We start from the raw sequence: 22871 nt of genomic DNA, 5'->3' as shown, positions 1-22871 counted from the left end.
ACGTATTTATAAAGGCGGATCGTCTTGCTTGTCATTTGACGATGACGATCCTGGTGTTGGTCGGACCGAACATCTCGACAAGCTGGTAGAAGTCGGCGGCGTTGTCCGGATGCAGCCGCACGCAGCCATGCGAGGCCGGCTGGCCGAGGCGCCTGACGAAATTGGTCGCATGCACGGCGTAGCCACCTTTGAAGAAGACCGAATGCGGCATCGGCGCGTTGTCATATTTCCTCGAATACCACATCTGGTGCATGCGGGTCGGCTTGAACGACCCGGTCGGGGTGAGATGCCCCCTACCGCCGGTCGAGACTTTCCACGCGAAGGTCGGCCGGCCGTCTACGAGGACTTCCATCGTCTGCTGCGAAAGCGAAATCCGCGCCACGATCTGATTGGCGGCCCGATTGGCAGCATCGGCAACGCCGTTGCCGGCGCCGAACAGAAGAACCGTGCCCGCGGTGACTATGGCGGCGATGTTGATGAGCTTGGCGGAAATGGCAGTGTACATGATATCCCCCTGTCTGCCGGGCATGGCCGGCTCCAATTCGATGACTGGCTTGTCGTTGGGTCACGTTTCGAATTGATTTCGCACGGCCGACGTTTCTGTTTCGAAACTGTTTCCTCTGGTTAACGCCCGGAGGCCCATCCGAGGCATTTGCAGGGGTGAAAGCAAGGACAGGACGGTTTGCCTGGTCGAGCTCGGACCGGAAAAGCTACTGCCATCTCCTGGCAGAAGCGCGGTCTTCCCTCACATGAAAGAAAGCTCGAAACCAATCGGCAACAAAGCGCGGACTCGAGCGGCATGATGTTGATACAGGCCACCGGCAAAGTTGACCCAACGAAAACAGCCGGCACAAACCAAGATGAACATGCAATCGAACGTGATCTCCTGGTTCAGGATAAGCATAGAAGCAGCGTTGATTTGCATGCCGCACTGTTTTCGCCACGGTCTGGATCGTGTCCAGCCTGCGCATAACCGGCTCAAGGCCCTCTGGCGGGTCGGTTTTGGGCTGAAGAAGATGCGCGGCACCTCCGGCAACTTGCAGCCGAGAGGCCCGAAGGCCCGCGCCGCAACGGGGGGCTCCGATGGCGGCGCGGGCACTTCGGGGTTTTCCCTGAAGCGAACGTGAAACCAAATTTGGGGGACGAAAACGATGAACACGAAATTTGCAGCTTCGGTGCTTTCCGCACTGCTCTACGCACAGGGCCTGCTCGGCTTTGCCGGCCTCGCCACCGTGCTTCTCAGGGATCGTGCCCATGCCAGCGAATTCGTCGCGGCCAGCGAAATGCCGTCAGGTCCGTCGCTTCTCGTGGTGCGCTGAGCGCCTGGGCCTGTGGACAGTACGGTGAGGGGCTCGCTGGTGAGGGGCTGGGCCTCAGTCGGCGAACTGCGTCGGCGGATCGAACCGGTAGCCCGCACCCCGTATGGTGGTGATGGTTTCGGTGTCGAGCTTGCGGCGCAGTCGCACAATGCGCGAATCGATCGAGCGATCGAAGGCATCGGCATTTTCGGCGGGCGCGGCGGCAATGATATCGTCGCGCGTCAAGACCTTGCGCGGACTGGCCAGGAACAATCTGAGCAGCGCCACCTGACCCGGCGACAACTGTTCTTCCGTGCCGGAGCGATGCATGACCATGGCCGACCGGAGGTCGACCGTCGCGTTCTCCAGCACGACCAATTCCCCGGCGTTCCGGCCGCGCCGTGCCAGCAAGCCGCCGATACGGGCGGCGAGTTCCCTGACGTTGAGCGGGCTCTCGACGACGTCAGCGGCGCCGAGCTCGAGCGCCAGAACCTTGTCGACCAGATCGGCCGGCCGGCAGATCAGGATGAAATCCGGCCCGCCCTCGCCGCCATGGCGCTTGAGCAGATCACGCCCTTCCGCCTGGGTGAGGCTGTCGCCGACGACAACGACATCGATGCCGTTTCCGGAAAGCAAGGATTCGGCCTCCCACGGCTGCCGCACTGCGCGCACGTCATGACCGCGCCGTTCGAGATGGTCGGCCAGATCGGTTGCGACCACTTCGGCGACGGAAACAAGCGCGATGATGGATCGTGCAGCCATTTTTTTCCACCCTGCAACCCGGCAACCCAAGATGAGTGCTGGACATGATGTTTATACCCAATCTACTTTCCGCTGAAAGTGGGAGCGAGAGCATCGTGCGGGCACGAATTGTCGTCGTCGAGGACGAGCCGGATCTGAGGGACGCGGTCGCCGAGTATCTCGACGCCAGCGGCTACGATGTCGCTACGGCCGAGAGTGCCAGCGCTGCGCGAACCTTGCTGGAAACGCAGTCGTTTCACCTGGCCATCCTCGACATCGCCATGCCGGGCGAGGACGGCCTGTCGCTTGGCCGCTGGATGCGCTCGAAAACGCCGATCGGCATCATCTATGCCACTGCCGCCGGCACCGCGCTCGACCGCATCGTCGGGCTGGAACTCGGCGCCGACGACTATATCGTCAAGCCTTACGAATTGCGCGAGGTGCTGGCTCGGGTCCGCAGCGTGCTGCGCCGCGTGCCGCAGCCGGCCGAGCCGCAGGCCGCCAAGGCCGAAACAACTGCCAACCGCCGTTCCATGAGCTTCGGACCTTTCCATGCCGATCTCGACGGTCGGTTCGTCACCGGCACCAATGGGACGGTCATCGACCTGGCCAAGAGCGAGTTCGACGTGCTGGAGGTCTTCCTGACGCGTGCCAACCGCTTGCTGACGCGTGCGGCGATCTCCGAGGCTATCGGCTTCGCGGAAGATCCTGAATCCTCACGTGCAGTCGACATCCGCATCATGCGGCTGAGGAAGAAGATCGAGGCGGACCCGGCCAATCCGAAATTCCTGCGCACAGTCCGCGGCGAAGGCTATATCTTCTCGCTGCCGACCGGCGAAGGCAACTGAGCGGCGCGACCAACCACTCTCGGTGGCACGACTGTGAAATGACGGCTGACCCCATGACGGCTGACCATGACGGCTGAAGCACGCGGCGATAGGCACGGCGTCAGGCAGGGCGCGGCGATGGCCGCTGTTCACATCGTTCGCCGGCTTCACGAAGCTGGCGACTGGCAGCGCGAGATGGGCAGCATCCTTGAAACGCTGTGCGGGGCCATGGATTGCCAGCGCGGCATCCTGTTTCGGCTGCGCGAACTGCCCGGCCAAGGCTTTGCCCAATCGGTGGCGGCCTACTGGATCGACCCCCGATATGGTGGCGAGCTGGCATCGCCGACGGTGATCATGCAGTCGGTTGTCAATTCGGACCCACTGCTGGAACGGTTGGCGGAGGACGAGCGGCAAGGCAAGATCTTCGCGGGACACACGCGCGACCTCGAAGGCTTTCTGAGAACCGACTTCGAAAAGCAGCACATCAAGTCGTTCCTGTCGGTGTCGGTCTTTGCGCATGGCCATCTGTGGGGCACGCTGGCGGTCAACGACTGCGTGAACGAGCGCGAATGGACCAACGAGGAAGAGGCAACGCTGCACATCGTGGCGCTGGCCATCGGCAACGCCATCGAACGATCGCTTTCCGATGCCCACGCCAGCGAAGTCATCCGCCGCACCATGCTGCAGGCCTCGCTCGACGCGATCATCGTCATCGACGAGACCGGTTCGATCATCGAGTTCAATCCGGCCGCCGAAAAGATGTTCGGCTACCAGCGCAGCGACATCCTCGGCAAGGACCTGCTCGACACCGTCGTTCCGGAATATTATCGCAAGGGCTATGTGTCGGGCGCCGAATACATGTCGGGCCGCGGCGCGCCGATGGTCGGGCAGCGGATCGAGACCGTCACCCAGAATGCTGCCGGCGAGGTCTTTCCGATCGAATTGACGGCAACCGAGATGCGGGTCGCCGACCGCCGCCTGATCTTCGGCTCGATCCGCGACCTTCGCGACAAATTGCGTGCCGAGGAGGAGATCGGCCGCCAGCGCGAAAAGCTGCACCAGAACGAGAAGATGGCGGCGATGGGCTCGCTGCTTGCCGGCGTGTCACACGAGCTCAACAACCCGCTTGCCGTGGTCGTCGCCCAATCGACTTTGTTGCACGAGTTCGCTTCAGACCCGCAGACCAAGGTGCGCGCCGAAAAGGTGCGCGCCGCCGCAGAGCGCTGCGGCCGCATCGTCAAGAGCTTCCTCTCGATGGTCCGCCTGCATCCGGCGTCGCAGGCCGAGACCGACCTCAACCAGGTGGTCCGCGCGGCACTCGAAGTGACCGCCTACGGTGCCAGGTCGACCGGCATCATTATCGATACCGATTTCGCCAGCGGCCCGCTGCTGGCCATGGCCGACGCCGACCATGTGACGCAAGTGGCCGCCAACTTCCTCATCAACAGCCAGCACGCTCTGGCCGGCATCGGCGGCGACCGGCTGATCAAGGTTCGCACGTTTCGCAGCGATCGTGGCAATCCCTGTTTCTCGGTCGAGGACAACGGGCCGGGCGTGCCGGAAGCGATACGCTCTCGCATCTTCGAATCGTATTTCACCACCAAGCCGGTCGGCGTCGGCACCGGCATCGGCCTGTCGATCTCGAAATCGATCATCGAACGGCACAATGGCAATGTCTGGTTCGAGGAAGTTCTGCCGAGAGGCGCCCGTTTCGTCGTCCAGTTGCCGGCGCTCGCCGGCGGCGCGGCCGCCGCCGGCGAAAGCCCGTCGCGCTCGAGCGGATTGCGCCATGCCCTGATCATCGACGACGAGCCGGATGTCGCCGCCTCGCTGTCCGACATTCTGGAGTTGATGGGCATCAAGTCGCGGATCGTGCCGGCCTGGGTGTCGGCCGCCGCGACCTTGTCGGGCCATATGCCACCGGACATCGTCTTTTCCGATCTGCGCATGCCCGGCACCAGCGGCATATCGATCTATCGCGAACTGCTCGCCGAAAAGCCTGATCTGGCGCGGCGCTTCGTTCTGGTCACCGGCGACCTGATCGGCGCGAAAGCCGAAATCGAGGCATTGCCGGCGCCGCAGCGGCCGCAGATCCTGGAAAAGCCGTTCAGCACGCTGGACGTGCGCGGCGTGCTGTCGGCCATCGCCGAGCAGGCCGCATTGGGCAGCTAGAACTTCGGACCGGTGGAAATCGGCTTTTGAAAAATTCCGATGCTCAACAAAGGGCTAAGTTCCACGGAAAAAAGACTCCCGGCCGAGGATGCGGCGGGAGCCTGCCTGGAGCGCTGGAGGGTCGCTCGGGCATCAAAAAACGTTCGGGGTATCGGTCAGCGGCGCGGCATTGGCGATCACGCGAACCGCGCGGGCCTTGTGAATGCCGGATTGCTCGGCAATGACGCGCAGGCAGTCCGCACTCTCGGCGCCCCAGGCCTGCCCCTTGCAGACAAAATCGATCTCCGGCATCGGCAGCCGCGCGGTCTTGGTCGTGGTCGGCGCGCCCTTGACGATGTTTGCCGGCGGGTTCAGTGAAGCAAAGGCGGGACCGACCGTTGGCGCGAAGGCCATGCCGGCGAACGCGGCGGCGCCCAGCACCACGAACAGCGCCATCGGATGGTCGTTGGCGCGCTGGCGCAGCGCCAGCTTCGGCCGCCGTTCCTTGCCCTTCAGCGCTTGCAGACGGCGGTCATTGCAGGCAGTCCGGATTTTCGTATACATCGCGCTTCCCTTCGTCGATCTTCTTTCTTTGTTGAAACGAACTTAGTCGCACCTTGTAACGGACGAACGACGCACGCAAACTGACCGTGTAACAGCTTTGAAACGGGAATTCGGCGGGCGGCCATGCAGGGGCGAGGGCGTCGTTGCCGAACTGTTTTCGTGCAGTCGAATGTTCACGGGATCAAATCGCGCCGCTCTGGCCCGGCGACGTCCGGTCGCCACCTTGAGACGCCCTCGCCTGCGACCATGAGGCGCTGGTGATTACTGCAGATTAAATTCCCTGAGGATTTTCTGTGCCGCAATGCGCCCAGCCACGATTGCGCCTTCGACATAGCCCGGAAACGACGGCGACAATTCCGAAGATGCAAAATACACCGGCGTCGCGCCGGCCAGGATAGTTCGTTCGGCCTCGGTGGCACTTGTATCGATGATAAGATCGGCGTAGCCGCCGCCGCTCCAGCGATCATCGGTCCAGTCGCGACAGCTGAAGTCGATGAAGCCGTCCGCGTCCGTGCCGAGCGCCTGCCTCAGCCGCGCCATAACCTCGGTGCGCAACGCGGCATCTCCCAGTTCCCGCCAGCGGAGGGCAAGCGGCCCGCCGACGAAGACGACCAATGCAGGGTGGCCGTCGTCCTTGCTGGCGTCACAGGCAAAAAGTGCCGGCGGATCGCGCCACATCACCATGCCGCTCAGGCCCTTGGCGCGCCAAAACGCGGTGGCATAGCGCATTTGTATTTTGATCACCGCGCCGCCTTGCCAGACGCCGAGAGCCTTTTGCAAGGCAGCCGGCAGCGGCGGTGCGAAGTCCAGCTTCGAAGCCATCATCGGCGGCATGGCGATCAGCGCTATTCGAGCCGTGATCGAGCCCGTCGTCGACGCGAGACGAACGCCTCCCGGTCTGCGCTCGATCGTTCTGACCGGCGTGTTCAATCGCAGGCGGTCGCCGAGGTCGCCAGCCAGATCATCCGCCAGGGACTGCATGGTTTCGTGCACGAAATACTGCAGCTCCGACACCTCATTGGTGATACGGCGGTCATTGTCGATGAGGTGCCAAAGCGGCAGTTTTTCGAGCGCTTGGCACCACAGGCCCTCGATCATCGAGCGGAAAGCCGCCTTGGCCTCGCCGGGATCGTTCTGGCGATCGAGCCATGCGGCGACGGTCAAGCCGGCGATGGCCGGATCGCCCGGTGCGATCGCGTTCATGCGGTCGCGGATCGACATCGAGGCGTGGTAGATTCGCTCGATTTGCTTTGCGCCGGTCAGCGGCTGGACAACGAACTCGCCCTTGGCATAGGTCTCGACCAACGTCTTGCCGCGCGTTCGCACCAAGGCCATCAGTTCCGGCATGTCCTCGCACAGGAACTGACCGCCGCTGTCGATCCGCTCGCCAAGCCCGTTCCACTGGGACTCGACCCGCCCGCCGACGCGGCCGCGCGCCTCGAGCAGCGCAAGATCGATGCCGGCCTTGCTCAATTCATGCGCGGCTGACAGGCCGGTAAAGCCGGCGCCGACGATGGCGACATCGGTTCGTACGGTCTGGCGCTTCAAGAGCCGGCCCTGAAGGTCTCGAAGTCCGCAATCATCCGCGGCTTGAGCTTCGCAGACAACGGTCCTGTCGAAATCATCAAACCCCGCTCGATCGAATCGCAGGTCGCTGGCTGCTCCGCCGGGCGACCCGCTTTAGCCAATGGTCTTTTCCAGCATGCTTATCCAGTTGCGGTAGGCGATCTTCTCGATCAGCGCGCGACCGAAGCCGCGCGCGGCGAACGCGTCGAGCAGCTTCGGCAGGCCGGTGACGTCGCCGATCACAGCCGGGATCATGGCGCCGTCGAAGTCGGACCCGAGCCCGACGCCGTCTTCGCCCAAAGCCTGCAGCAGTGAATCGACATGGCGCACCATGACGTCGAGACTGGTATCGGCATTCATCCTGCCGTCTTCGCGCAAAAACCCGGTCGCGAAATTCAGCCCGACCATGCCGCCCGAGTCGCGGATCGCGCCGAGCTGCCATTCGGTGAGGTTACGCGAATGGCCGCAGATCGCATGGACATTGGAATGGGTCGCGACCAGTGGTGCGTCGCTGATCTCGGCGACGTCGCGAAACCCCTTCTCGTTGAGGTGCGAAAGATCCACCATGATGCCTAGTTGGTTGCAGGCCTTGACCAGCGCCTTGCCGGCATCGGTCAGGCCAGGTCCGGTGTCGGGCGTCGACGGGAAACGGAACGGCACGCCGTGGCCGAAAGCGTTCGGGCGGCTCCAGACGATGCCTAGCGAGCGCAAGCCGGCCGCATGCAGCACATCGAGCATGGTCAGTTCGGGGTCGATCGCCTCGACGCCTTCGATATGGAACACCGCTGCGATCGACCCTTGCGCCATCGCGTTTCGCACATCGCCGGCGCTGCGGCAGATGGTGAGCGCCGACGCTCGTTCCAGCCTGAACAGGATCGAGGCCATGGCGATGGTGGAAGCAAGCGCGTCGGCGCGCGGAATTTCGGGCGGCAAGGGCTCGATATCGCTTGGCGCGGGAGGAACCGCACTGCGCTTGGATTTCTCGACCGGCGGCGGAAAGATTGCGAACATGCCGCCGGCAAAGCCGCCCTGTTTCGCACGCGGCAGGTCGATGTGGCCACCCGATGTTCCCTCGATGAACAGCCTTTCGACATCCGCGTCTTTCGACTGGTAGAGCCTGAGCAGCGTGTCGTTGTGGCCGTCGAAGACGGGAACAAGATCGGTTTCGGTCATCAGGGGGATCATTTCGGTTCGATTGGTCGGGCGGGCAATACTTAGGCAGGGCAATACCCACTAGGCAAGACGAGCGCTCGAACGATCGGGTAGGAGACGCCGAATTGAAGGCGAAGGGCTTTGGGCGCGTTCTTGCCTTCTCCCCTTGTGGGAGAAGGTGGATCGGCGCGCAGCGCCGAGACGGTTGAGGGGTGTTGTACGGAGTGCTGTCGGTGCCAAGCTGGAGCACCCCTCATCCGACCGAGCTTCGCTCGGCCACCTTCTCCCACAAGGGGAGAAGGGGGAGCCACTGGCGCCAGGACCGGCGCTATTGCTTCAGCACGTCGGCCCATTCCTGGTAACGTCGGAACTGGGCGTTGGCGAACGGGCAGAGCGGAATGATCTTCTTGCCCGCCGCGCGCGCGTCCTCGACGGCGCGGGTAACGAGCCTGAGTCCCGCGCCCTGGCCGCGAAACGCATCCGGCACTTCGGTGTGGTCGATGATTATCTGGTGCTCGCCGACCTTGGTAAAAGTCATCTCCGCCTCGGCGCCGTCAGGCCCGCGCAGGAGATAACGGCCCTTGGAACCGCGATCCTCCAGTTCGACCTCCGGCAATTGGTTAGGCATTGCTTACGCTCCTTCTGCCGGCGTAGCGGACAGGAACCGCCGCGCCGCCTCGATCTCGTTCGACTGCACCTCATGGCCGCCGTCGTGCCACTCCACTGTGACATCGGCGCCATCGGCGCGCAAATGGGCTTCTAGCCGCGACGTCAGGTTGGGCGGACAGATCGGATCGCGCCTGCCTGCTGTGACCAGGATGCGGCGGCCGGCCAGGCTGCCCTTCACCTCCGGTTCGAATGGAATCAGGGGATGCATCAGCACCGCCGCATCGAACAGAGAGGGCGCCGCGAACATCACCGAGGCCAGGATGTTGGCGCCGTTGGAATAGCCGAGGCCAAGCACCGACGCGGGCTTTGCCGCCTCGATATGCGCCTTGACGAAGCCAATCATCTTGTCCGTCGCCCGCGCCAGGTCGTCCATGTCGTAGACGCCCTCGCCGGTGCGGCGAAAGAAGCGCGCAGCACCGTCTTCCGAGACATCGCCGCGCGGCGAAACGATAGTCGCCTGCGGCGCGAGATCACGCCCGAGCGACAGAAGCTGGTTCTCGTCGGCCCCGGTGCCGTGGAAGACGAAGAGCAGCGATCCATCAGGCGAACCCGGCAGTGTCTTGTAGGTGTAAGCGTCCTTGCTCATGGCCTTGTCCTTAATGCATGTCGCGCGAAAGTGCGCAGCGGTTTTGCGATGACGACATGCACAAAACCAAACTAAAAGCGCGTCGCCCAACCTGGTCAAACGCGATGCGCTTTTAGTCTTCCAGCTTTTGCAGATGTTGCTCGAGATAGGGCCTCAGATGCTGGTGCTGCGACGGCAGCTTCAGCGCCTCGCCGAGATGGGCGACGTCCTCGTCGCGGTCGAAGCCCGGCTCGTTGGTGGCGACTTCGAACAGCACGCCGCCCGGTGTGCGGAAATAGATCGCCCAGAAATAGTCGCGGTCGATCACCGGCGTCACCTGGTAGCCGGTGTCCATCAGCGCCTTGCGCACTTCGAGCTGCTTGGCGCGGTTTTCGACAGCGAAGGCGACGTGGTGGACCGAGCCGGCGCCGAGATCGGCAAAAGCGGTGCCCGGCAGCGATTCGATATCGACGATGTTGGCGCCGTTGCCGTCCTTCAGCGCCAGCCTTTTTACAGTGCCGGACGTGTCGACTTCCTCATAGCCCATGAAATTCAGCAGCTCTTCCGTGGCGCCGCCATCCTTCAGCCTGAGCGACACCGAGTGAAAGCCGCGGATCGCCTCGTCGGACGGAACATCGCCCTTCGCCCATGGCGCACGGGTATCGGCCTTGTTCTCGACCAGCGCAAACCCGTCGCCATCGGGACCGGCGAAGCCAAGGCGCTTGTCGCCGAAGCTCTCTTCGCGCGACAGCCCGGCGACGCCCTCATCGGCAAAACGCTTTTCCCAATAGTCAAGCGTGCCTTCGGGCACCGAATAGACCGTAGTGCCGACCTCGCCGACGCCGTGGCGGCCCTTGCCGATATTGGGGAACGGAAAATAGGTCATCACCGAACCGGGCGTGCCGAGCTCGTCGGCATAGTAGAGATGGTAGACATCCGGCGCGTCGAAATTGACGGTTTTCTTGACCCGGCGCAGGCCGAGCTTTTTTGTGAAGAACTCGTTGTTCTGGCGCGCATCCCTGGCCATCGAGGTGACGTGATGCAGACCCTTGATCTGGTCGAGCATTTTCCTGCTCCTTCCTTGTCCTGTGCGGCCCATGCCGCGGTCCACGCCAATATGAGGAGCCGCCAGCCGGCGGCAAAGGCCGCAAACACAGAATAGACTGTGCTCTATAAGTGAACAATAAAGCGACTTTTGTTCACCATTTTGCGAACATCTGAGGCTTGTGTCGCCACAAAAATTCGGCTCCCGTGACCGGCAGGTATTCGCGACAGGTTTTCAATGAAGGACACCAGAATTGGTCAGAAAAGACAGACGCCCGAATGTTCTCCTGATCACCTGCGACCAGTGGCGCGGCGACTGCCTGTCGGCGGCAGGCCACAAGGTGGTGCGAACGCCGAATGCCGATGCGCTCGCCGCCGAGGGTGTGCTGTTTCGACAGCACTTTGGCGGGGCGGCGCCCTGCTCGCCGGCACGCGCCTGCCTCTACACCGGCCTTTACCAGATGAACAACCGCGTCTGCCGCAACGGCACGCCGCTCGACGCCCGCCATGGCAACATCGCGCTCTCGGCACGCAGTCTCGGCTATGATCCGACGCTGTTCGGCTATACCGACGTGTCGCCCGATCCGCGCACGCTGACGCCAGGCGACCCGCGGCTGAAAAGCTATGAAGGCGTGCTGCCCGGCTTCACCGTGCGCCAACTCCTGCCGGAGCACCAGAAACCGTGGCTGTCATGGCTCAAGGCGCGCGGCATCGATAGCAGCGCCGGTTTTCCCGATATCCATCGCCCAGCGGACGAAATCGTTGGTGCCACGACGGACGGCGCAGTGACCACCTCACCGCCCGTCTACTCGAAGGACGAGACCCCAGCCGCCTTCCTGACCGGCGAATTCGTCCGCTGGCTCGGCGAACAGGAGCGCGGTACACCGTGGTTCGCGCATCTTTCCTTCCTCAGCCCGCATCCGCCCTTCATCGTGCCGGAGCCTTACAACAGCATGTATAACCCAGCCGACGGAACAGCCTTCCACCACGCTGCGTGCTGGCAGGCCGAGGCGCAGAGCCACCCCTACCTCGCCTATGAACTTGACCAGCAGCAGCGGGCAAATTTCCGCCCCGGCGCCAAGGGCAAGGTGCGCGACTGGGGCGACGACAATTTTGGCCGCATCCGCGCGCTATATTACGGCATGATCTCGGAAGTCGACGCGCAGCTTGGCCGCATCTGGGAGGCGGTCAAGGCGGCGGCTGCCTGGGACGACACCATCGTCGTGCTGACCTCTGACCATGCCGAGATGATGGGCGACCATTTCATGCTGGGCAAGGGCGGCTTCTTCGACGGCAGTTTTCATATTCCGCTGATCATCCGCGACCCGCGTCGCCGCAAGGCAGCCGGCGCCGGCGTCGACCGCTTCACCGAGGCGGTCGACATAGCGCCGACATTGCTCGATCTGCTTGCCGAGGAACCCCCGCCGCATCTCGACGGACAATCGCTGAAGCCGTTCCTGGATGCCCGGGAGCCGGCCAATTGGCGCGGGGCCGCGCATTGGGAGTTCGACTTCCGCTCGGTTGCCGACGGTGATGCCGAGCGCCATTTCGGCATCGCTCCGCGCCAATGCAATCTGGCGGTCATCCGCACGAAACAATTCAAATATGTACATTTCGGCGGCGGCCTGCCGCCGCTGCTGTTCGACCTGGAGAAGGATCGGAACGAACTGACCAATGTCGCTGCCGACCCGACCTATCTGCCGGTCCGCCTGGAGCTCGCCGAAAGGCTGCTTGCCTGGCGGGCCGAACATCTCGATCAGTCGCTGGCGCTTGCCGAACTGACCGAGGATGGCGTGGTCGGCCACGTCGCAGGCCTGCCACCTTTCCCATCATGAAAAGGCCCGCGCCGTTGCCGCCGCGGGCCTCTTTCATCGTTGGCGCAAGCTAGCGCATCATCATGCGCTGGGTGTCGCGGTTTTGCGCATATGTGGCCTTGTCATAGGGGGCCTGCGCCTCAAGCTGCTCCTTGGTGAAGTTCGTGTAGAGATAGCGATTGCCATCCTTGTCGGTCATGAATTTAAGGTTGTCCATGCCGATCGCCACTTCCTTCTCGCCAACCCCGAGGAAACCGCCGACGTCGATGATGACGGCGTCGACCTTCTTATCGCCGGTCAGCACGACGTCACCAATCTCACCGACGTTGACATCATTGGCGCCATAGACGGTGGTTCCAACCAAATCCTCGGAGCGGATTTCGTTGATCGGCATTTCGGTCAGCGCCGACTTGTCGATCGCCGCGGTCTTCGTCTGGTCCGGGGTTGCGTCAGGCGTTGCTGCAGCCGGAGCCTCGGCTGTCTTGTCCGCCGGTGCCGGAGCAGCCGGGTCCGGCGTCGTCGCCGGAGCCTCGGCTGTCTTGTCCATTGGAGCCGGAGCAGCGGGTTCAGGCGTTGCCGCCGGAGCTTCCGCAGTCTTCTCCGCCGGGGCTGGAGCCGCAGTGACAGCAGGGGTGGTGGTCACTGGCGCCGGCGTCGCCGCGTCAGTCGATGCGGTTGTCGCCGCGGCGGGATCATAGGGCTCGCGGTCGAACTCCGGCAGCGCCTCCAGGTCTTCCTTCGTGGTCTCAGCGACCAGCCAGCGGTCGCCGTCCCTCTCCGCCCACTTGGCCTTGTCGAACTGATAGGCGACATTCTTTTCGCCAACCTCGAGGAAGCCGCCGACGCCAATGATCAGCGACTCGGCCTTGCCATCCTTGGCCAGAACGATGTCGTTCACGTCGCCGATGTTTTGAGCGTCGTCGCCAGTGCCGTTATAGACGGTTTCGCCGATGATGTTGGTGGCAAGGTTGCCGTCGGCACTCTTCACAGGTTCGGCCGGAGCTGCGGCGCTATCGGCTGGAGCCGCCGGAGCATTCTGCGCCGTTGTATCCGTCGAGGTCGATGGAGCGGGAGCCGTAGCCGTGGTATCGGTGGCCGCAGGAGCCGGATCATAGGGCTTGCGATCGAAGTCCGGCTGAGCCGTCAAATCATCTTTTGTGGTTTCGGCGATCAGCCAGCGGTCGCCATTCCGTTCGGCCCATTGCAGCTTGTTGTAGTCGAAAGCGACATTCTTGGCACCGACGCCAAGAAAGCCGCCGACGCCGATGACGACCGATTTCGCCTGACCGTTTTCATCGAAGACGACATCACTGACCTCACCGATATTCTCGGCATCGTCGCCGGTGCCGTTATAGACGGATTCACCAATGATGTTGGTCATCAGGCTGCCCTCGGCGCGCGCAACGGGAGCCGCCGGAGCGGTCTCCTGGACCGCCGGGTCCTGCGTGGGCGCCGGTGTGGTGGCTTCCTGCGCATACGCACCGGTCGCAATCAACGCTGCCAGTGCGGTGGTGGATAAAAGGGTGCGGATCATCGTAATCTCTCCTCGTGCGTTATTTCTTCACGCCACAAGCCGCCGGTGGAGATTGGTCGCGGCGTTACACATTCACAACGTCGTGACCGCGCCGTTGTTCCGACACCAGGGCGAGCGTTGTGAAAAAACCACCCGAATCGGGCTCAATTATGCGTTTGGCCGGGTGAGATTGGCTCCTGTATTTTCGTTAGAGCTGCGGAACTTTTTTTCAACCGCCCCGTTTCCGCCCATGGCTCGGTCTGTTACGGCCGATGATTATCCAATGGTAGCCAAGAAAAATCGGAGCGGGGGAATGCGATTTGCGGCGGTGCTGAACCAGGAGGGCGGCACCCTGCGAACGATTGATCTCTCCGCCTTCACCGACCGGATGCGCCAGACATTGGAGGCAGCAGGCCACCGCATCGATATCGAAATTGTTGCCGGCAGGGACATTGTCGCAACGCTGGACCGCATCGCTTCCAGGCATAGTGTCGACATTGTGCTGGCCGGTGGCGGCGACGGCACCATTTCGGCCGCGGCGGCTCGGTTGATGGGCAGCAAGAAAGCGCTTGCCATTTTACCGGCTGGCACGATGAACCTGTTCGCGCGCGGGCTCGGCATTCCACAAATCCTTGACGCGGCCGTGAAATCCTTTGCCGACGGTGAGGTGATTGCAGTCGATATGGCAACCGCCAACGGCAAGCCATTCGTGCATCAATTCTCGATCGGCATGCACGCCAGGATGGTCCAGCTTCGCCAGGCCATGGAGTATGGCTCGCGGTTGGGAAAGATGCGGGCCTCGGCAAAGGCTGCCTGGGCGGCGATCAACAACCCTTCGGCGATGAAGGTGACGCTGACCATCGGCGAGGCCGAGATCGTGACGCGCACCACCGGCATCGGCATCACCAACAATCTGTTCGGTGAGGGTCATCTGCCCTATGCTGACAATCCCGCCGGCGGCGTGCTTGGCATCTATGTCACGGTGGCGCGGCGGCGTGGCGAACTGGTCAGGGTCCTCTTCGACATGGCGCGCGGCAAATGGCGCGACAGCGAGCATGTGGAGATCCACCAGGCTGACCGGGCCGTTTTGAAACTCCACTCGGCTGCGAAGAAATTTCGCGCGGTCATGGATGGCGAACTGGTCAGGCTTGACCGCGAAACGACGATCGAAATTCATCCTGGTGCGCTGAACGTTCTCGTCCCGGCGCGCGCCGTCGAGGCGAGGGCAGCGTGATGCATCCCGCCACAGTCGATCGGAAGGCTTCAGCCTCTGGGAATCTCGCCCTGCTCGTTCCTGGGAAGCTCGCCCTGTTCGGTTGTCGGCGTCCGGTCTATCATGTTGCCGTAGATCTCGGCGATGCCCCAGGCGATAAACGCCAAAAGCAGCGCAGCGATCAAGATACGGAAGGTGTGCCACCCCCAGCGTCCCTGCCGGGCTTTGTCTTCAGGAACGATCTTGGGCATGATCGGCCTCCATTTCGGTTGGCGCTGGCATTTCGTTTGGCGCTGGCATGTCGGTTGGCGCTGGCGGCGCGGCTGGCAAAATGTGGTTGGGTAACGGTTCCTCAGGGCGAAGGTTCCGGTCTCAGGGCCCGGCAACTGGGCCCAGCGCGGATGGTTGCAAGCCGATGCATCTGGGGGACTTGTGGATAGCAGGGTAGTGACAAAGCCGAATCTGCCGGTCGATGTCCTTAGCGTGGTAACGGCGCAGGATCGGCTTGCCGTGCTCCATGATCTCGATGCAATCGACACGGCGGCCGATCCTGACTTCGACACTATCAGTGGGCTCGCCGCCGCCGTGATGCAAACACCTGTCGCGCTGGTGACGGTCGTCTATGTCGAGCGGCAGTGGTTCAAGTCCTGTGTCGGCCTGGACGAGACCGAGGCCGCGACCGATACATCCTTCTGCGCCCACACCATTGCTGCCGGCGACCAGCCGATGGTGGTGATGGATGCGACCATGGATTCACGCTTCAACGCCAGCCCGCTGGTCACTGGCGAGCATCATTTCCGTTTCTATGCGGGTGCGGCGATTGTGGTGGCCGGTGCCCGGATCGGCACGCTCTGCGTGCTCGACCGGAGGCCCCGCGGGTCGCCGTCTGCCGCCCAGCTCGAACAATTGACGGCGCTCGCCAGCCTCGCTGCCAGCCTGTTCGCATTGAAGGACGCCACCCGCAACGCCGCCGGCGCCGCTGCGGCACTGGCGCGCGAGGAAAAGCGGCGCGGCATTGCGCTCGATGCCGCATCGCTCGCGAGCTGGGCATGGGATATCCATAGCGATATGATCGAATGCGATGCCCGATTGTCCGAGCTGTTCGACCTGCCGCGCTCGACCCGGCTGAGAGCACGCGATATCCTCGCCGCCATCGACCCGCGTGACGCCTACCAGACCGAGACGCGCTTTCGCGACGTGCTGAGCGGCGGCGACGATTATTTTGGCGAATACCGCGTCAAGGGCTTCAGCCCGCCGCGCTGGCTCGCTACGCGCGGCCGGGTCATCGAGCGTGACGGCGACGGCAAGCCGACGCTGATCTTCGGCGTCAACTACGACATCACCGAACGCAAGCTCGGCGATGAGCGGCAGCGGCTGTTGCTGCGCGAGCTGAACCATCGCGTCAAGAACACGCTGGCCACCGTCCAGGCGCTGGCGACGCAGACAGTTCGCCATGCCCGCCAGCCGAGGCATTTCCTCGACGCCTTCAGCGCCAGGCTTCAGGCGCTGGGCGCCGCCCACAGCCTGCTGTCCGACCGCGAGTGGCGCGGCATTGGCATCCGCGAACTCGTGCAGATCGAGGTCAAGCCGTTCGACACCGCCGATCAGCCGCGCATGACGATCTCAGGCGCCGATCTGCTGCTTTCGCCCGACCAGGCAGTCGGGCTTGGCCTGATCCTGCATGAACTGGCCAGCAACGCGCTGCAGCACGGAGCGCTGTCGGCGGCGTCGGGCAAGGTCGATCTCGACTGGAAGGCACAGGTTCGGAAAGGCGCCCGGCGCCTGGTGCTGACCTGGCGCGAAAGCGGCGGGCCTGAAGTTGCCTCCCCCGAACGCCACGGCTTTGGCTCGATCCTGATCCGCCGCAGCCTGGCCAAGGTCATCTCCAGTGAAGTGACCCACGAATTTCGGCCGGAAGGCGTGTTCGCCGAAATATCGATGCCGCTGGAGGATCTGCCGAAGTGACGGCTCGACCATGGATCTCGAACCAAAGGTCCATGTCAGGGAAAAGTGGAACCTGGTTTTTCGGATCATTGCCAACACGATGCCAACCCGAAGAAGAATCACTTCGAGCTATTTCGCTTCGCCGGCATCCGGATCGTCGGCATCGGGCTTTGTGTTCTCGCGGTAAATTGCGTAGGCGGCGAGTGCAATCGCCGGGGCGAGTATCGTGCCCAAGCCGCCTTTCCCCTTGAGTAGCGCCGGCAGCACGGCGAGCGCGGCCGTGATGCCGACCGCCTTCATATCGGCATTGCGCCTCCGCGCCCGGCGTCGGGCGCGCGCGCCGGCCGACAGCTGATGGATGAGCAGGAGGAGCCCTGCGATCACCAGGAAGCCGACCCCGAAACCAAGGCAGGCTGCCATCGGCCCATGGCGACCCGCCACCCAGACATAGGCCGCTCCGACGAGGAAACCGATGCCGCACAGCGCTGCAAGTGCTGCGAGCGCATAGACGATCGCCGCCGTGCGCGCGCGGCGCACGGCGGCAACGGCTTCACCCGAGGCGAGGCCCGAGAGTAACGATGCCAGCATTCGCATCTGGGCTGAGACTAGCGGCGCGCGAGAAGTGCAAACAGAAAGCCGACGCCTGCCGCGATTGCCAGCGACGTCACCGGCTTTTCGCGCACGCTCGCCACCACTTGCGCTTCGATATCCTTGGCGTTGCTGCGCATATTTTCAAAGGCTGCTTCACCTTGGGCGCGCAATTGCTCGACGCCTTCCGCAGCAACGCGACGGGCAGTCCCGTAACCATGTTGGCCGGTCTCGGCCAGCTGTTCGGTGAGTTTCTGAATGTCGACTTTCAGCTGCCTGATGTCGTCTTCAAGGTCCGAATTCGGCCGGCTTTCGTTCGGGGACTTTCCTGCGGCAGTCGCCATTGCTTGACTCCTTGCGTTTGCTCGGGTCGAAACGTCCGACCCACCCCAAGGTTCCGAAATCGGAACAACTGCCATGAAAGGGTTTTTGCGCAGCCGAGTCCAGCCCGGCACGTCTCCGGCAGCCGCTCAGATCAGCGGTCGGCGACCTTCGCTCAACCCTTCCCAGCGGGCGAGTTCTGGGCAGTTCTCACCCGAATACCGGCGGGCGGACAAGGAACGGCCGTTCTGGCCAGACATTTCATTCCCTCTTCGAAGCGGGCCCGCTTCCGGAAGGCGATAGCGAACGCCTTGCAGGCGTCGAGGTTCCGCCATCTGCGGCGGCATGTCTTTTTTAAATGACAGGATGCGAAATAACTTTAAATGACAGGAACCCAAATAGAGATCATGACTCTCTATCCCTTGCGCTCCCTGTTCCCTGCGCCCCACGGAGACATTGCCACGTGCCCCCATTGCTGGACGGATTGCGGATTCTTGTTCTGGAGGATGAATTCCTGATCGCCATGGATGTCGAGCAGCTTTGCCGCGACTTTGGCGCCGGCGATGTGGTCATCGCCCGCGATCTGGCTGAGATCGATCGGCAGGGCGTTGCCTCGCAATTCGACGCTGCCATCGTCGATCTCATGCTGGGCGGCGCTTCGACACTCGATTTCGCTTCGCGGCTGCGCGAATCGGGCGTGCCTTTCGTCTTCGCCTCGGGCTATTCCGACATGGACGAAATCAGGGTGTCCTTTCCGGATGTCAGATTGGTCACCAAGCCCTATTCGGGAGACGATCTCGTGCAGGCAGTGGCGGCGGCGTGCGGGCGCGGCCCTGTTGTTTGATGTCCGCCAACTGGAGCCCGATTACCGGGCCCGACATTAATTACAGGGTCCCACATTACCGGTGGTGCGTATTCAGGCGGCGTTCGACCCCGTCACCTGAGCCGAAATCGCATCCGGACCAAACTCGTCATCGCCGGAAATCTTCAGGATTTCCTGCAGCCGCGTGCGGGCGCGGCTGACGCGGCTCTTGATCGTTCCGACCGCACAGCCGCAAATTTCGGCGGCTTCCTCGTAGGAAAAGCCCGACGCGCCGATGAGGATGATGGCTTCGCGCTGGTCCTCAGGCAATTGCTCGAGCGCGCTCCGAAAGTCCTTGAGGTCGAGTTGGCCGTGCTGGGCCGGATGGACGGCTAGCCTGGCGGTCATGATGCCGTCGCTGTCCTGCACCTCGCGGCCGCGCTTGCGCATCTGCGAATAGAATTCGTTGCGCAGGATGGTGAACAGCCATGCCTTGAGATTGGTGCCCGGCTCGAAGCTCTCATGTTTGTCCCACGCCTTCACCAGCGTTTCCTGCACCAGATCGTCGGCCTTGTCGGCGTTTTGCGTCAACGACACGGCAAAGGCCCGCAGGCTCGGAATCGAGGCGAGCAGATCCGTCTTGAAGCTCTGGGACACGGCCACCATGCCTCAATCCTTTTTCCGTGCAGGTGCAGGTTGGGCCTGTTCCAACTGTCTGAGCAATTGGGCGAAGCGATCCGGCACGTTGTCGGAGACCAGCTCGTCGTAGTATTGTTTGAGTTTGCGGCCGATTTCCGAGTTTGGCCCGAGCGGGTCGCCGGAAGCAGCCCGGCGCCTGTTCGTTGCAGCGCCAGCCGTGTTGTCTTTCCTCATGTCGTCATTTCGCCCTTTGTTCCCAGTACCCTGCCGCCCTTCAATACACGACGCAAAGCAGGCGGCCCCCTCGTCTGGTTGCCCGTCCCGATCTCAAACGCCTTCGGCTTACATTAGTTCCAAGCCCTCGGAACTTTTTCGGCAAGCCGGCGTTTATGTTTTCAGGGTTTATTCTCGGGGCTTGTCATCACCGTGGCCTGCAATCTATCCAATTACGTCAGAGGGAGACGTCCATCATGAGCCTGTCCGCAACCATCGCTCCACACCTGCCGTTCCTGCGCCGCTTTTCGCGGGCCGTCTCCGGATCGCAGGAGAGTGGCGACGCGCTGGTCGCCGCGATGCTCGAGGCCATCATCGCTGACGTCGACATCTTTCCGAACGCGTCGAATGACCGCATCGCGCTCTATAAGGTCTTCGCCAGGCTGTTCACCTCGGTCGCCATCCGCGTTCCGCAGGAACACCCGCAGTCGGCGTGGGAACAGCGCGCCGCCGCCAATCTGAACGCGATCTCACCCCGCCCCCGCCAGGCCTTCCTGCTGGTTGCCGTCGAAGGTTTCAGCGAAGACGAGGCGGCGGAGATCCTCGACGTTGACGATCAGGAGTTCTCCGAGCTTCTTGCCGAGGCCAGCAACGAGATTTCCCGCCAGGTGGCAACCGACGTGCTGATCATCGAGGACGAGCCGCTGATCGCCATGGACATCGAGCAAATGGTCGAGAGCCTGGGGCATCGCGTTGTCGGAACGGCTCGTACCCATGCCGAGGCGGTGGCGATGTTCGCCAAGACGCGGCCGAAGATGGTGCTGGCCGACATCCAGCTTGCCGACGGCAGCTCGGGCATCGAAGCGGTCAACGAGATCCTGTCGACCACCCCGGTGCCGGTGATCTTCATCACCGCTTTTCCCGAACGCCTCCTGACCGGCGAGCGGCCGGAGCCGGCCTTCCTCGTCACCAAGCCGTTCAATCCGGAGATGGTCAAGGCCCTGATCAGCCAGGCGCTCTTCTTCGACCGGCAGGCGAAAGCCGCTGCATAGGGCCGGGCAGCCCGGCCCTGAGCGGCCCTTTCCACAGTTTCACTGATCGCCCGTTTTCCACAGATGAATGACGCTGGCCGCTTGCGGCCGGCACACGCCACTTGCAACTCACCTGCGCATGACGATCCAATTCGAGCGGGAAAGCTTTCCGGGGCTCGTCTTTTTCGGGAAATGCTGGAACAAACGGCAGCGAAAGACGTTTTTGGCATACTATTTGAAGGAGATGGACCATGCTTTACTGGGCCCTCGTATTTCTCGTCGTTGCGATCATTGCAGGCGCTCTTGGCTTCGGCGGAATCGCCGGCACCTCGGCTGGTATCGCGCAGATATTGTTTTTCATCTTTCTCGCTTTCCTCATCATTTCGCTTATTGCGGGCTTGTTCAAACGCGCGTCGTGAACTGCGATCGAACACTGGGCGCCGCACCCCTCAAGCGGTGTCCAGCTACCGCCGGGCGGTGTCCTTAGCCGGACGTCGCTCGGCGGACTTCTTTTTGGAACCCAATTTTCCGTCAGCCGTTCAGCCTGCATTGGGCGGGTGAAGTGAACGATGCAATCCAGAGCCGGAGACATGAGAGACAGCGGACGGAGCGATGAGATCATCGCCCTGCAGTCCGCTGAGAGTGGAATGCAGCTTGGCCGGGCCCTTCTCCATGCGCTGCACAATGCCGGCATTTCGGTCCTCTATCAGGATCGCGAGATGAAAACCGTCTGGGCCCGCAACATGCGCCCGCCCTGGATTTCCGACCCAGTTGTTTCCGACACGGAGGTTTCCGACACTGGCGACGGCAACGGCATCCTGCCGCTTGCGCAGGCGGAGCGCATCGGCGCAGCCAAACGCAAGGTCGTCGCATCCGGCAATCCGGAACATCTTGAGCTCGGCATTCCCGCCGACGATGGCGTCCGCTGGTTCCAAATATGGATAGACGCGGATCATGACGACGGCGGCGCCGTGCAGGGCGTCGTCACCACAATGGTCGAAACGACCGAGCAGAAACGTCGCGAGCAAACCCTGAAGACGCTGCTGCGCGAGGTCAGCCACCGGTCGAAGAACCTTTTGGCCATCATCCAGAGCATCGCCACCCAGACCAGCCGTTATTCGGACACGCTCAGTGATTTCCTGACGCGCTTTCGCGGCCGGCTGCAGTCGCTTGCCTCATCCCAGGACCTGGTGACCTCGTCCAACTGGCGGGGAGCGGCACTGCGCGAACTGGTGTCCGGCCAGGTCGGTCGCTATGGCGCCGACCCTGTGCGCAGCCTGCGTTTTCGCGGTGCAAACCCATACCTCAATCCCAATGCCGCCCTGCATATCGGCTTGGCCATGCACGAGCTTGCCGTCAATTCTGTCAGCTACGGCGCTCTGTCGCGAGCCGACGGCTTCGTCGAGGTGACGGCCGATCTGACGGCCGCTTCCGCTGGCGAGACCGCGCTGTCGCTGACATGGGCCGAGGCCATCGGAGCCAATGACAATCAGCCCAGCGAGAAGCGCTTTGGCAGCGTCGCGCTCGAGCGCGTCGTGCCTGCGTCGTTGAACGGCACGGCGAAACTTGAGATCAGCGGGGATCGTCTCGAATACCATCTCGTCGTTCCTCGCAGCAATTTCGAGACGGATTGAACGGACAACAGCCGAGCCCAAGAGAACTGGCCGAGGGGTTGGGGTCAACAGGCCGCGCCGGCTTTAACCATCTGTTCACCATAAGGTTCGATGCTGTTTTTCTCAGGCACCACTCCGCATGACGTTTTCGATCGCAGTTTGCTGCGCAGTACGGGAGAAATGGCTTTGACGGTTGCCGACATCAACAGGCTGGAACAGGCCGCACGCGTTTCGATGAGCGGGTTTCAGGATCCCGAAGCATCCGCAATGCGGACGCCCCGTGCTTCCCTGCCGATCCCCGGCCTCGCCGCAATCGGGCTGGCTGCAGTGGCCGTCCTGGCCGCCGCGTTCCAGTTGGTCTGATGCATTCGCATGCCCGCGGGCTTGAACCAGGGCAATCGCATTTGGATTCTTGCGAAGATGGACCCCCACCGGATTCTTGCGAAGAGTACCCCCACCCTAACCCTCCCCACAAGGGGGAGGGAACGCCGCCGCGCCTTCCCCTTGGCACCGAGAGGCAGCCAATTTTGCCGAGGTCAGCGCCAACGGAAGTCTCCCTCCCCCTTGTGGGGAGGGGTTAGGGGTGGGGGTCCATCGTAGAGC

At 62.8% G+C, this 22871-nt stretch carries 26 protein-coding genes; 11 read left to right on the top strand and 15 right to left on the bottom strand.

Going from position 1 to position 22871, the window contains the following annotated elements:
* Positions 1 to 31 precede the first annotated feature (31 nt).
* Both AC0L18_RS19475 and AC0L18_RS19470 read right to left on the bottom strand, forming a co-directional pair.
* The gene (locus AC0L18_RS19475) at positions 32 to 505 is read right to left on the bottom strand and encodes a L,D-transpeptidase (protein ID WP_473493851.1); all 474 of its coding nucleotides are present in this window, start codon (positions 503 to 505) and stop codon (positions 32 to 34) included.
* Positions 506 to 745: 240 nt separating this feature from the next.
* The gene (locus AC0L18_RS19470; protein ID WP_167366407.1) at positions 746 to 1159 is read right to left on the bottom strand and encodes a hypothetical protein; all 414 of its coding nucleotides are present in this window, start codon (positions 1157 to 1159) and stop codon (positions 746 to 748) included.
* Between AC0L18_RS19470 and AC0L18_RS19465 the strand changes: the two genes are divergently transcribed.
* The gene (locus AC0L18_RS19465; protein WP_023797130.1) at positions 1152 to 1319 is read left to right on the top strand and encodes a hypothetical protein; all 168 of its coding nucleotides are present in this window, start codon (positions 1152 to 1154) and stop codon (positions 1317 to 1319) included. The genes AC0L18_RS19470 and AC0L18_RS19465 overlap by 8 nt on opposite strands.
* Before the next feature lie 54 nt (positions 1320 to 1373).
* Here the strand turns inward: AC0L18_RS19465 and AC0L18_RS19460 are convergent, their stop codons facing one another.
* Positions 1374 to 2060 (bottom strand): winged helix-turn-helix domain-containing protein, encoded by a 687-nt coding sequence (locus tag AC0L18_RS19460; RefSeq protein WP_473493784.1) that lies wholly within the window; start codon positions 2058 to 2060, stop codon positions 1374 to 1376.
* A gap of 47 nt (positions 2061 to 2107) precedes the next feature.
* Between AC0L18_RS19460 and AC0L18_RS19455 the strand changes: the two genes are divergently transcribed.
* Positions 2108 to 2887: a response regulator gene (locus tag AC0L18_RS19455; RefSeq protein WP_063830524.1), complete on the top strand. Its 780-nt coding sequence runs from the start codon at positions 2108 to 2110 to the stop codon at positions 2885 to 2887.
* A 66-nt stretch (positions 2888 to 2953) separates the two neighbouring features.
* The gene (locus AC0L18_RS19450) at positions 2954 to 5038 is read left to right on the top strand and encodes a GAF domain-containing sensor histidine kinase (protein WP_473493783.1); all 2085 of its coding nucleotides are present in this window, start codon (positions 2954 to 2956) and stop codon (positions 5036 to 5038) included.
* Between the two features lie 132 nt (positions 5039 to 5170).
* Here the strand turns inward: AC0L18_RS19450 and AC0L18_RS19445 are convergent, their stop codons facing one another.
* The 6 genes from AC0L18_RS19445 to AC0L18_RS19420 form a co-directional block, all read right to left on the bottom strand.
* Complete coding sequence (locus tag AC0L18_RS19445) at positions 5171 to 5581, bottom strand: hypothetical protein (protein WP_287218458.1); 411 nt, start codon at positions 5579 to 5581, stop codon at positions 5171 to 5173.
* Between the two features lie 261 nt (positions 5582 to 5842).
* A complete protein-coding gene (locus AC0L18_RS19440; protein WP_473493782.1) occupies positions 5843 to 7129 on the bottom strand; it encodes a flavin monoamine oxidase family protein in 1287 nt (428 codons plus the stop codon).
* A 132-nt stretch (positions 7130 to 7261) separates the two neighbouring features.
* On the bottom strand, positions 7262 to 8320 hold the full coding sequence (locus AC0L18_RS19435; RefSeq protein WP_473493781.1) for a dipeptidase: 1059 nt from the start codon (positions 8318 to 8320) through the stop codon (positions 7262 to 7264).
* A gap of 307 nt (positions 8321 to 8627) precedes the next feature.
* The gene (locus AC0L18_RS19430; protein ID WP_473493780.1) at positions 8628 to 8927 is read right to left on the bottom strand and encodes a GNAT family N-acetyltransferase; all 300 of its coding nucleotides are present in this window, start codon (positions 8925 to 8927) and stop codon (positions 8628 to 8630) included.
* A gap of 3 nt (positions 8928 to 8930) precedes the next feature.
* The gene (locus tag AC0L18_RS19425) at positions 8931 to 9554 is read right to left on the bottom strand and encodes an alpha/beta hydrolase (RefSeq protein WP_473493779.1); all 624 of its coding nucleotides are present in this window, start codon (positions 9552 to 9554) and stop codon (positions 8931 to 8933) included.
* Positions 9555 to 9666: 112 nt separating this feature from the next.
* On the bottom strand, positions 9667 to 10599 hold the full coding sequence (locus tag AC0L18_RS19420) for a VOC family protein (protein ID WP_473493778.1): 933 nt from the start codon (positions 10597 to 10599) through the stop codon (positions 9667 to 9669).
* A gap of 232 nt (positions 10600 to 10831) precedes the next feature.
* On the opposite strand from AC0L18_RS19420, the gene AC0L18_RS19415 reads away from it, so the two are divergent.
* Positions 10832 to 12412, top strand: a complete 1581-nt coding sequence (locus tag AC0L18_RS19415; protein ID WP_473493777.1) for an alkaline phosphatase family protein — start codon at positions 10832 to 10834, stop codon at positions 12410 to 12412.
* 49 nt (positions 12413 to 12461) lie between these two features.
* Here the strand turns inward: AC0L18_RS19415 and AC0L18_RS19410 are convergent, their stop codons facing one another.
* Positions 12462 to 13925, bottom strand: a complete 1464-nt coding sequence (locus AC0L18_RS19410) for a PRC-barrel domain-containing protein (protein ID WP_473493776.1) — start codon at positions 13923 to 13925, stop codon at positions 12462 to 12464.
* Positions 13926 to 14217: 292 nt separating this feature from the next.
* Here AC0L18_RS19410 and AC0L18_RS19405 point away from each other — a divergent pair, with 292 nt between their 5' ends.
* Entirely contained in the window at positions 14218 to 15138 is a 921-nt protein-coding gene (locus AC0L18_RS19405; RefSeq protein ID WP_473493775.1) for a diacylglycerol/lipid kinase family protein, read from the top strand.
* A gap of 29 nt (positions 15139 to 15167) precedes the next feature.
* Here AC0L18_RS19405 and AC0L18_RS19400 read toward each other — a convergent pair whose 3' ends face one another.
* Entirely contained in the window at positions 15168 to 15368 is a 201-nt protein-coding gene (locus AC0L18_RS19400; protein ID WP_023797117.1) for a hypothetical protein, read from the bottom strand.
* A 196-nt stretch (positions 15369 to 15564) separates the two neighbouring features.
* Here AC0L18_RS19400 and AC0L18_RS19395 point away from each other — a divergent pair, with 196 nt between their 5' ends.
* Positions 15565 to 17082 carry an HWE histidine kinase domain-containing protein gene (locus AC0L18_RS19395; protein WP_473493774.1) on the top strand — a complete coding sequence of 506 codons (1518 nt, stop codon included), beginning with the start codon at positions 15565 to 15567 and terminating at the stop codon, positions 17080 to 17082.
* A 108-nt stretch (positions 17083 to 17190) separates the two neighbouring features.
* Here the strand turns inward: AC0L18_RS19395 and AC0L18_RS19390 are convergent, their stop codons facing one another.
* Together AC0L18_RS19390 and AC0L18_RS19385 are read right to left on the bottom strand one after the other, a co-directional pair.
* Positions 17191 to 17655, bottom strand: a complete 465-nt coding sequence (locus tag AC0L18_RS19390) for a hypothetical protein (RefSeq protein ID WP_473493773.1) — start codon at positions 17653 to 17655, stop codon at positions 17191 to 17193.
* A gap of 11 nt (positions 17656 to 17666) precedes the next feature.
* Complete coding sequence (locus tag AC0L18_RS19385; RefSeq protein WP_128181824.1) at positions 17667 to 17993, bottom strand: ElaB/YgaM/YqjD family protein; 327 nt, start codon at positions 17991 to 17993, stop codon at positions 17667 to 17669.
* 440 nt (positions 17994 to 18433) lie between these two features.
* Between AC0L18_RS19385 and AC0L18_RS19380 the strand changes: the two genes are divergently transcribed.
* Positions 18434 to 18814, top strand: coding sequence for a response regulator (locus AC0L18_RS19380; protein ID WP_473493772.1), 381 nt, complete (start codon positions 18434 to 18436; stop codon positions 18812 to 18814).
* A 72-nt stretch (positions 18815 to 18886) separates the two neighbouring features.
* Here the strand turns inward: AC0L18_RS19380 and AC0L18_RS19375 are convergent, their stop codons facing one another.
* Entirely contained in the window at positions 18887 to 19438 is a 552-nt protein-coding gene (locus AC0L18_RS19375) for an RNA polymerase sigma factor (protein ID WP_473493771.1), read from the bottom strand.
* Positions 19439 to 19441: 3 nt separating this feature from the next.
* The gene (locus AC0L18_RS19370) at positions 19442 to 19645 is read right to left on the bottom strand and encodes a NepR family anti-sigma factor (protein WP_287066581.1); all 204 of its coding nucleotides are present in this window, start codon (positions 19643 to 19645) and stop codon (positions 19442 to 19444) included.
* Positions 19646 to 19881: 236 nt separating this feature from the next.
* Here AC0L18_RS19370 and AC0L18_RS19365 point away from each other — a divergent pair, with 236 nt between their 5' ends.
* From AC0L18_RS19365 to AC0L18_RS19350, 4 genes are all read left to right on the top strand, one after another.
* The gene (locus AC0L18_RS19365) at positions 19882 to 20676 is read left to right on the top strand and encodes a response regulator (protein WP_287290208.1); all 795 of its coding nucleotides are present in this window, start codon (positions 19882 to 19884) and stop codon (positions 20674 to 20676) included.
* A gap of 230 nt (positions 20677 to 20906) precedes the next feature.
* Complete coding sequence (locus tag AC0L18_RS19360) at positions 20907 to 21074, top strand: DUF1328 domain-containing protein (protein ID WP_023797107.1); 168 nt, start codon at positions 20907 to 20909, stop codon at positions 21072 to 21074.
* Positions 21075 to 21224: 150 nt separating this feature from the next.
* Positions 21225 to 22289: a sensor histidine kinase gene (locus AC0L18_RS19355; RefSeq protein WP_473493770.1), complete on the top strand. Its 1065-nt coding sequence runs from the start codon at positions 21225 to 21227 to the stop codon at positions 22287 to 22289.
* Between the two features lie 159 nt (positions 22290 to 22448).
* Positions 22449 to 22631 carry a hypothetical protein gene (locus tag AC0L18_RS19350; protein WP_473493769.1) on the top strand — a complete coding sequence of 61 codons (183 nt, stop codon included), beginning with the start codon at positions 22449 to 22451 and terminating at the stop codon, positions 22629 to 22631.
* Positions 22632 to 22871: the final 240 nt, after the last annotated feature.

The sequence above is a fragment of the Mesorhizobium sp. WSM4819 genome (assembly GCF_055811215.1).
The sequence above is the reverse complement of the archived record's forward strand: the minus strand, read 5'-3'. Positions and strand labels throughout refer to the sequence as shown.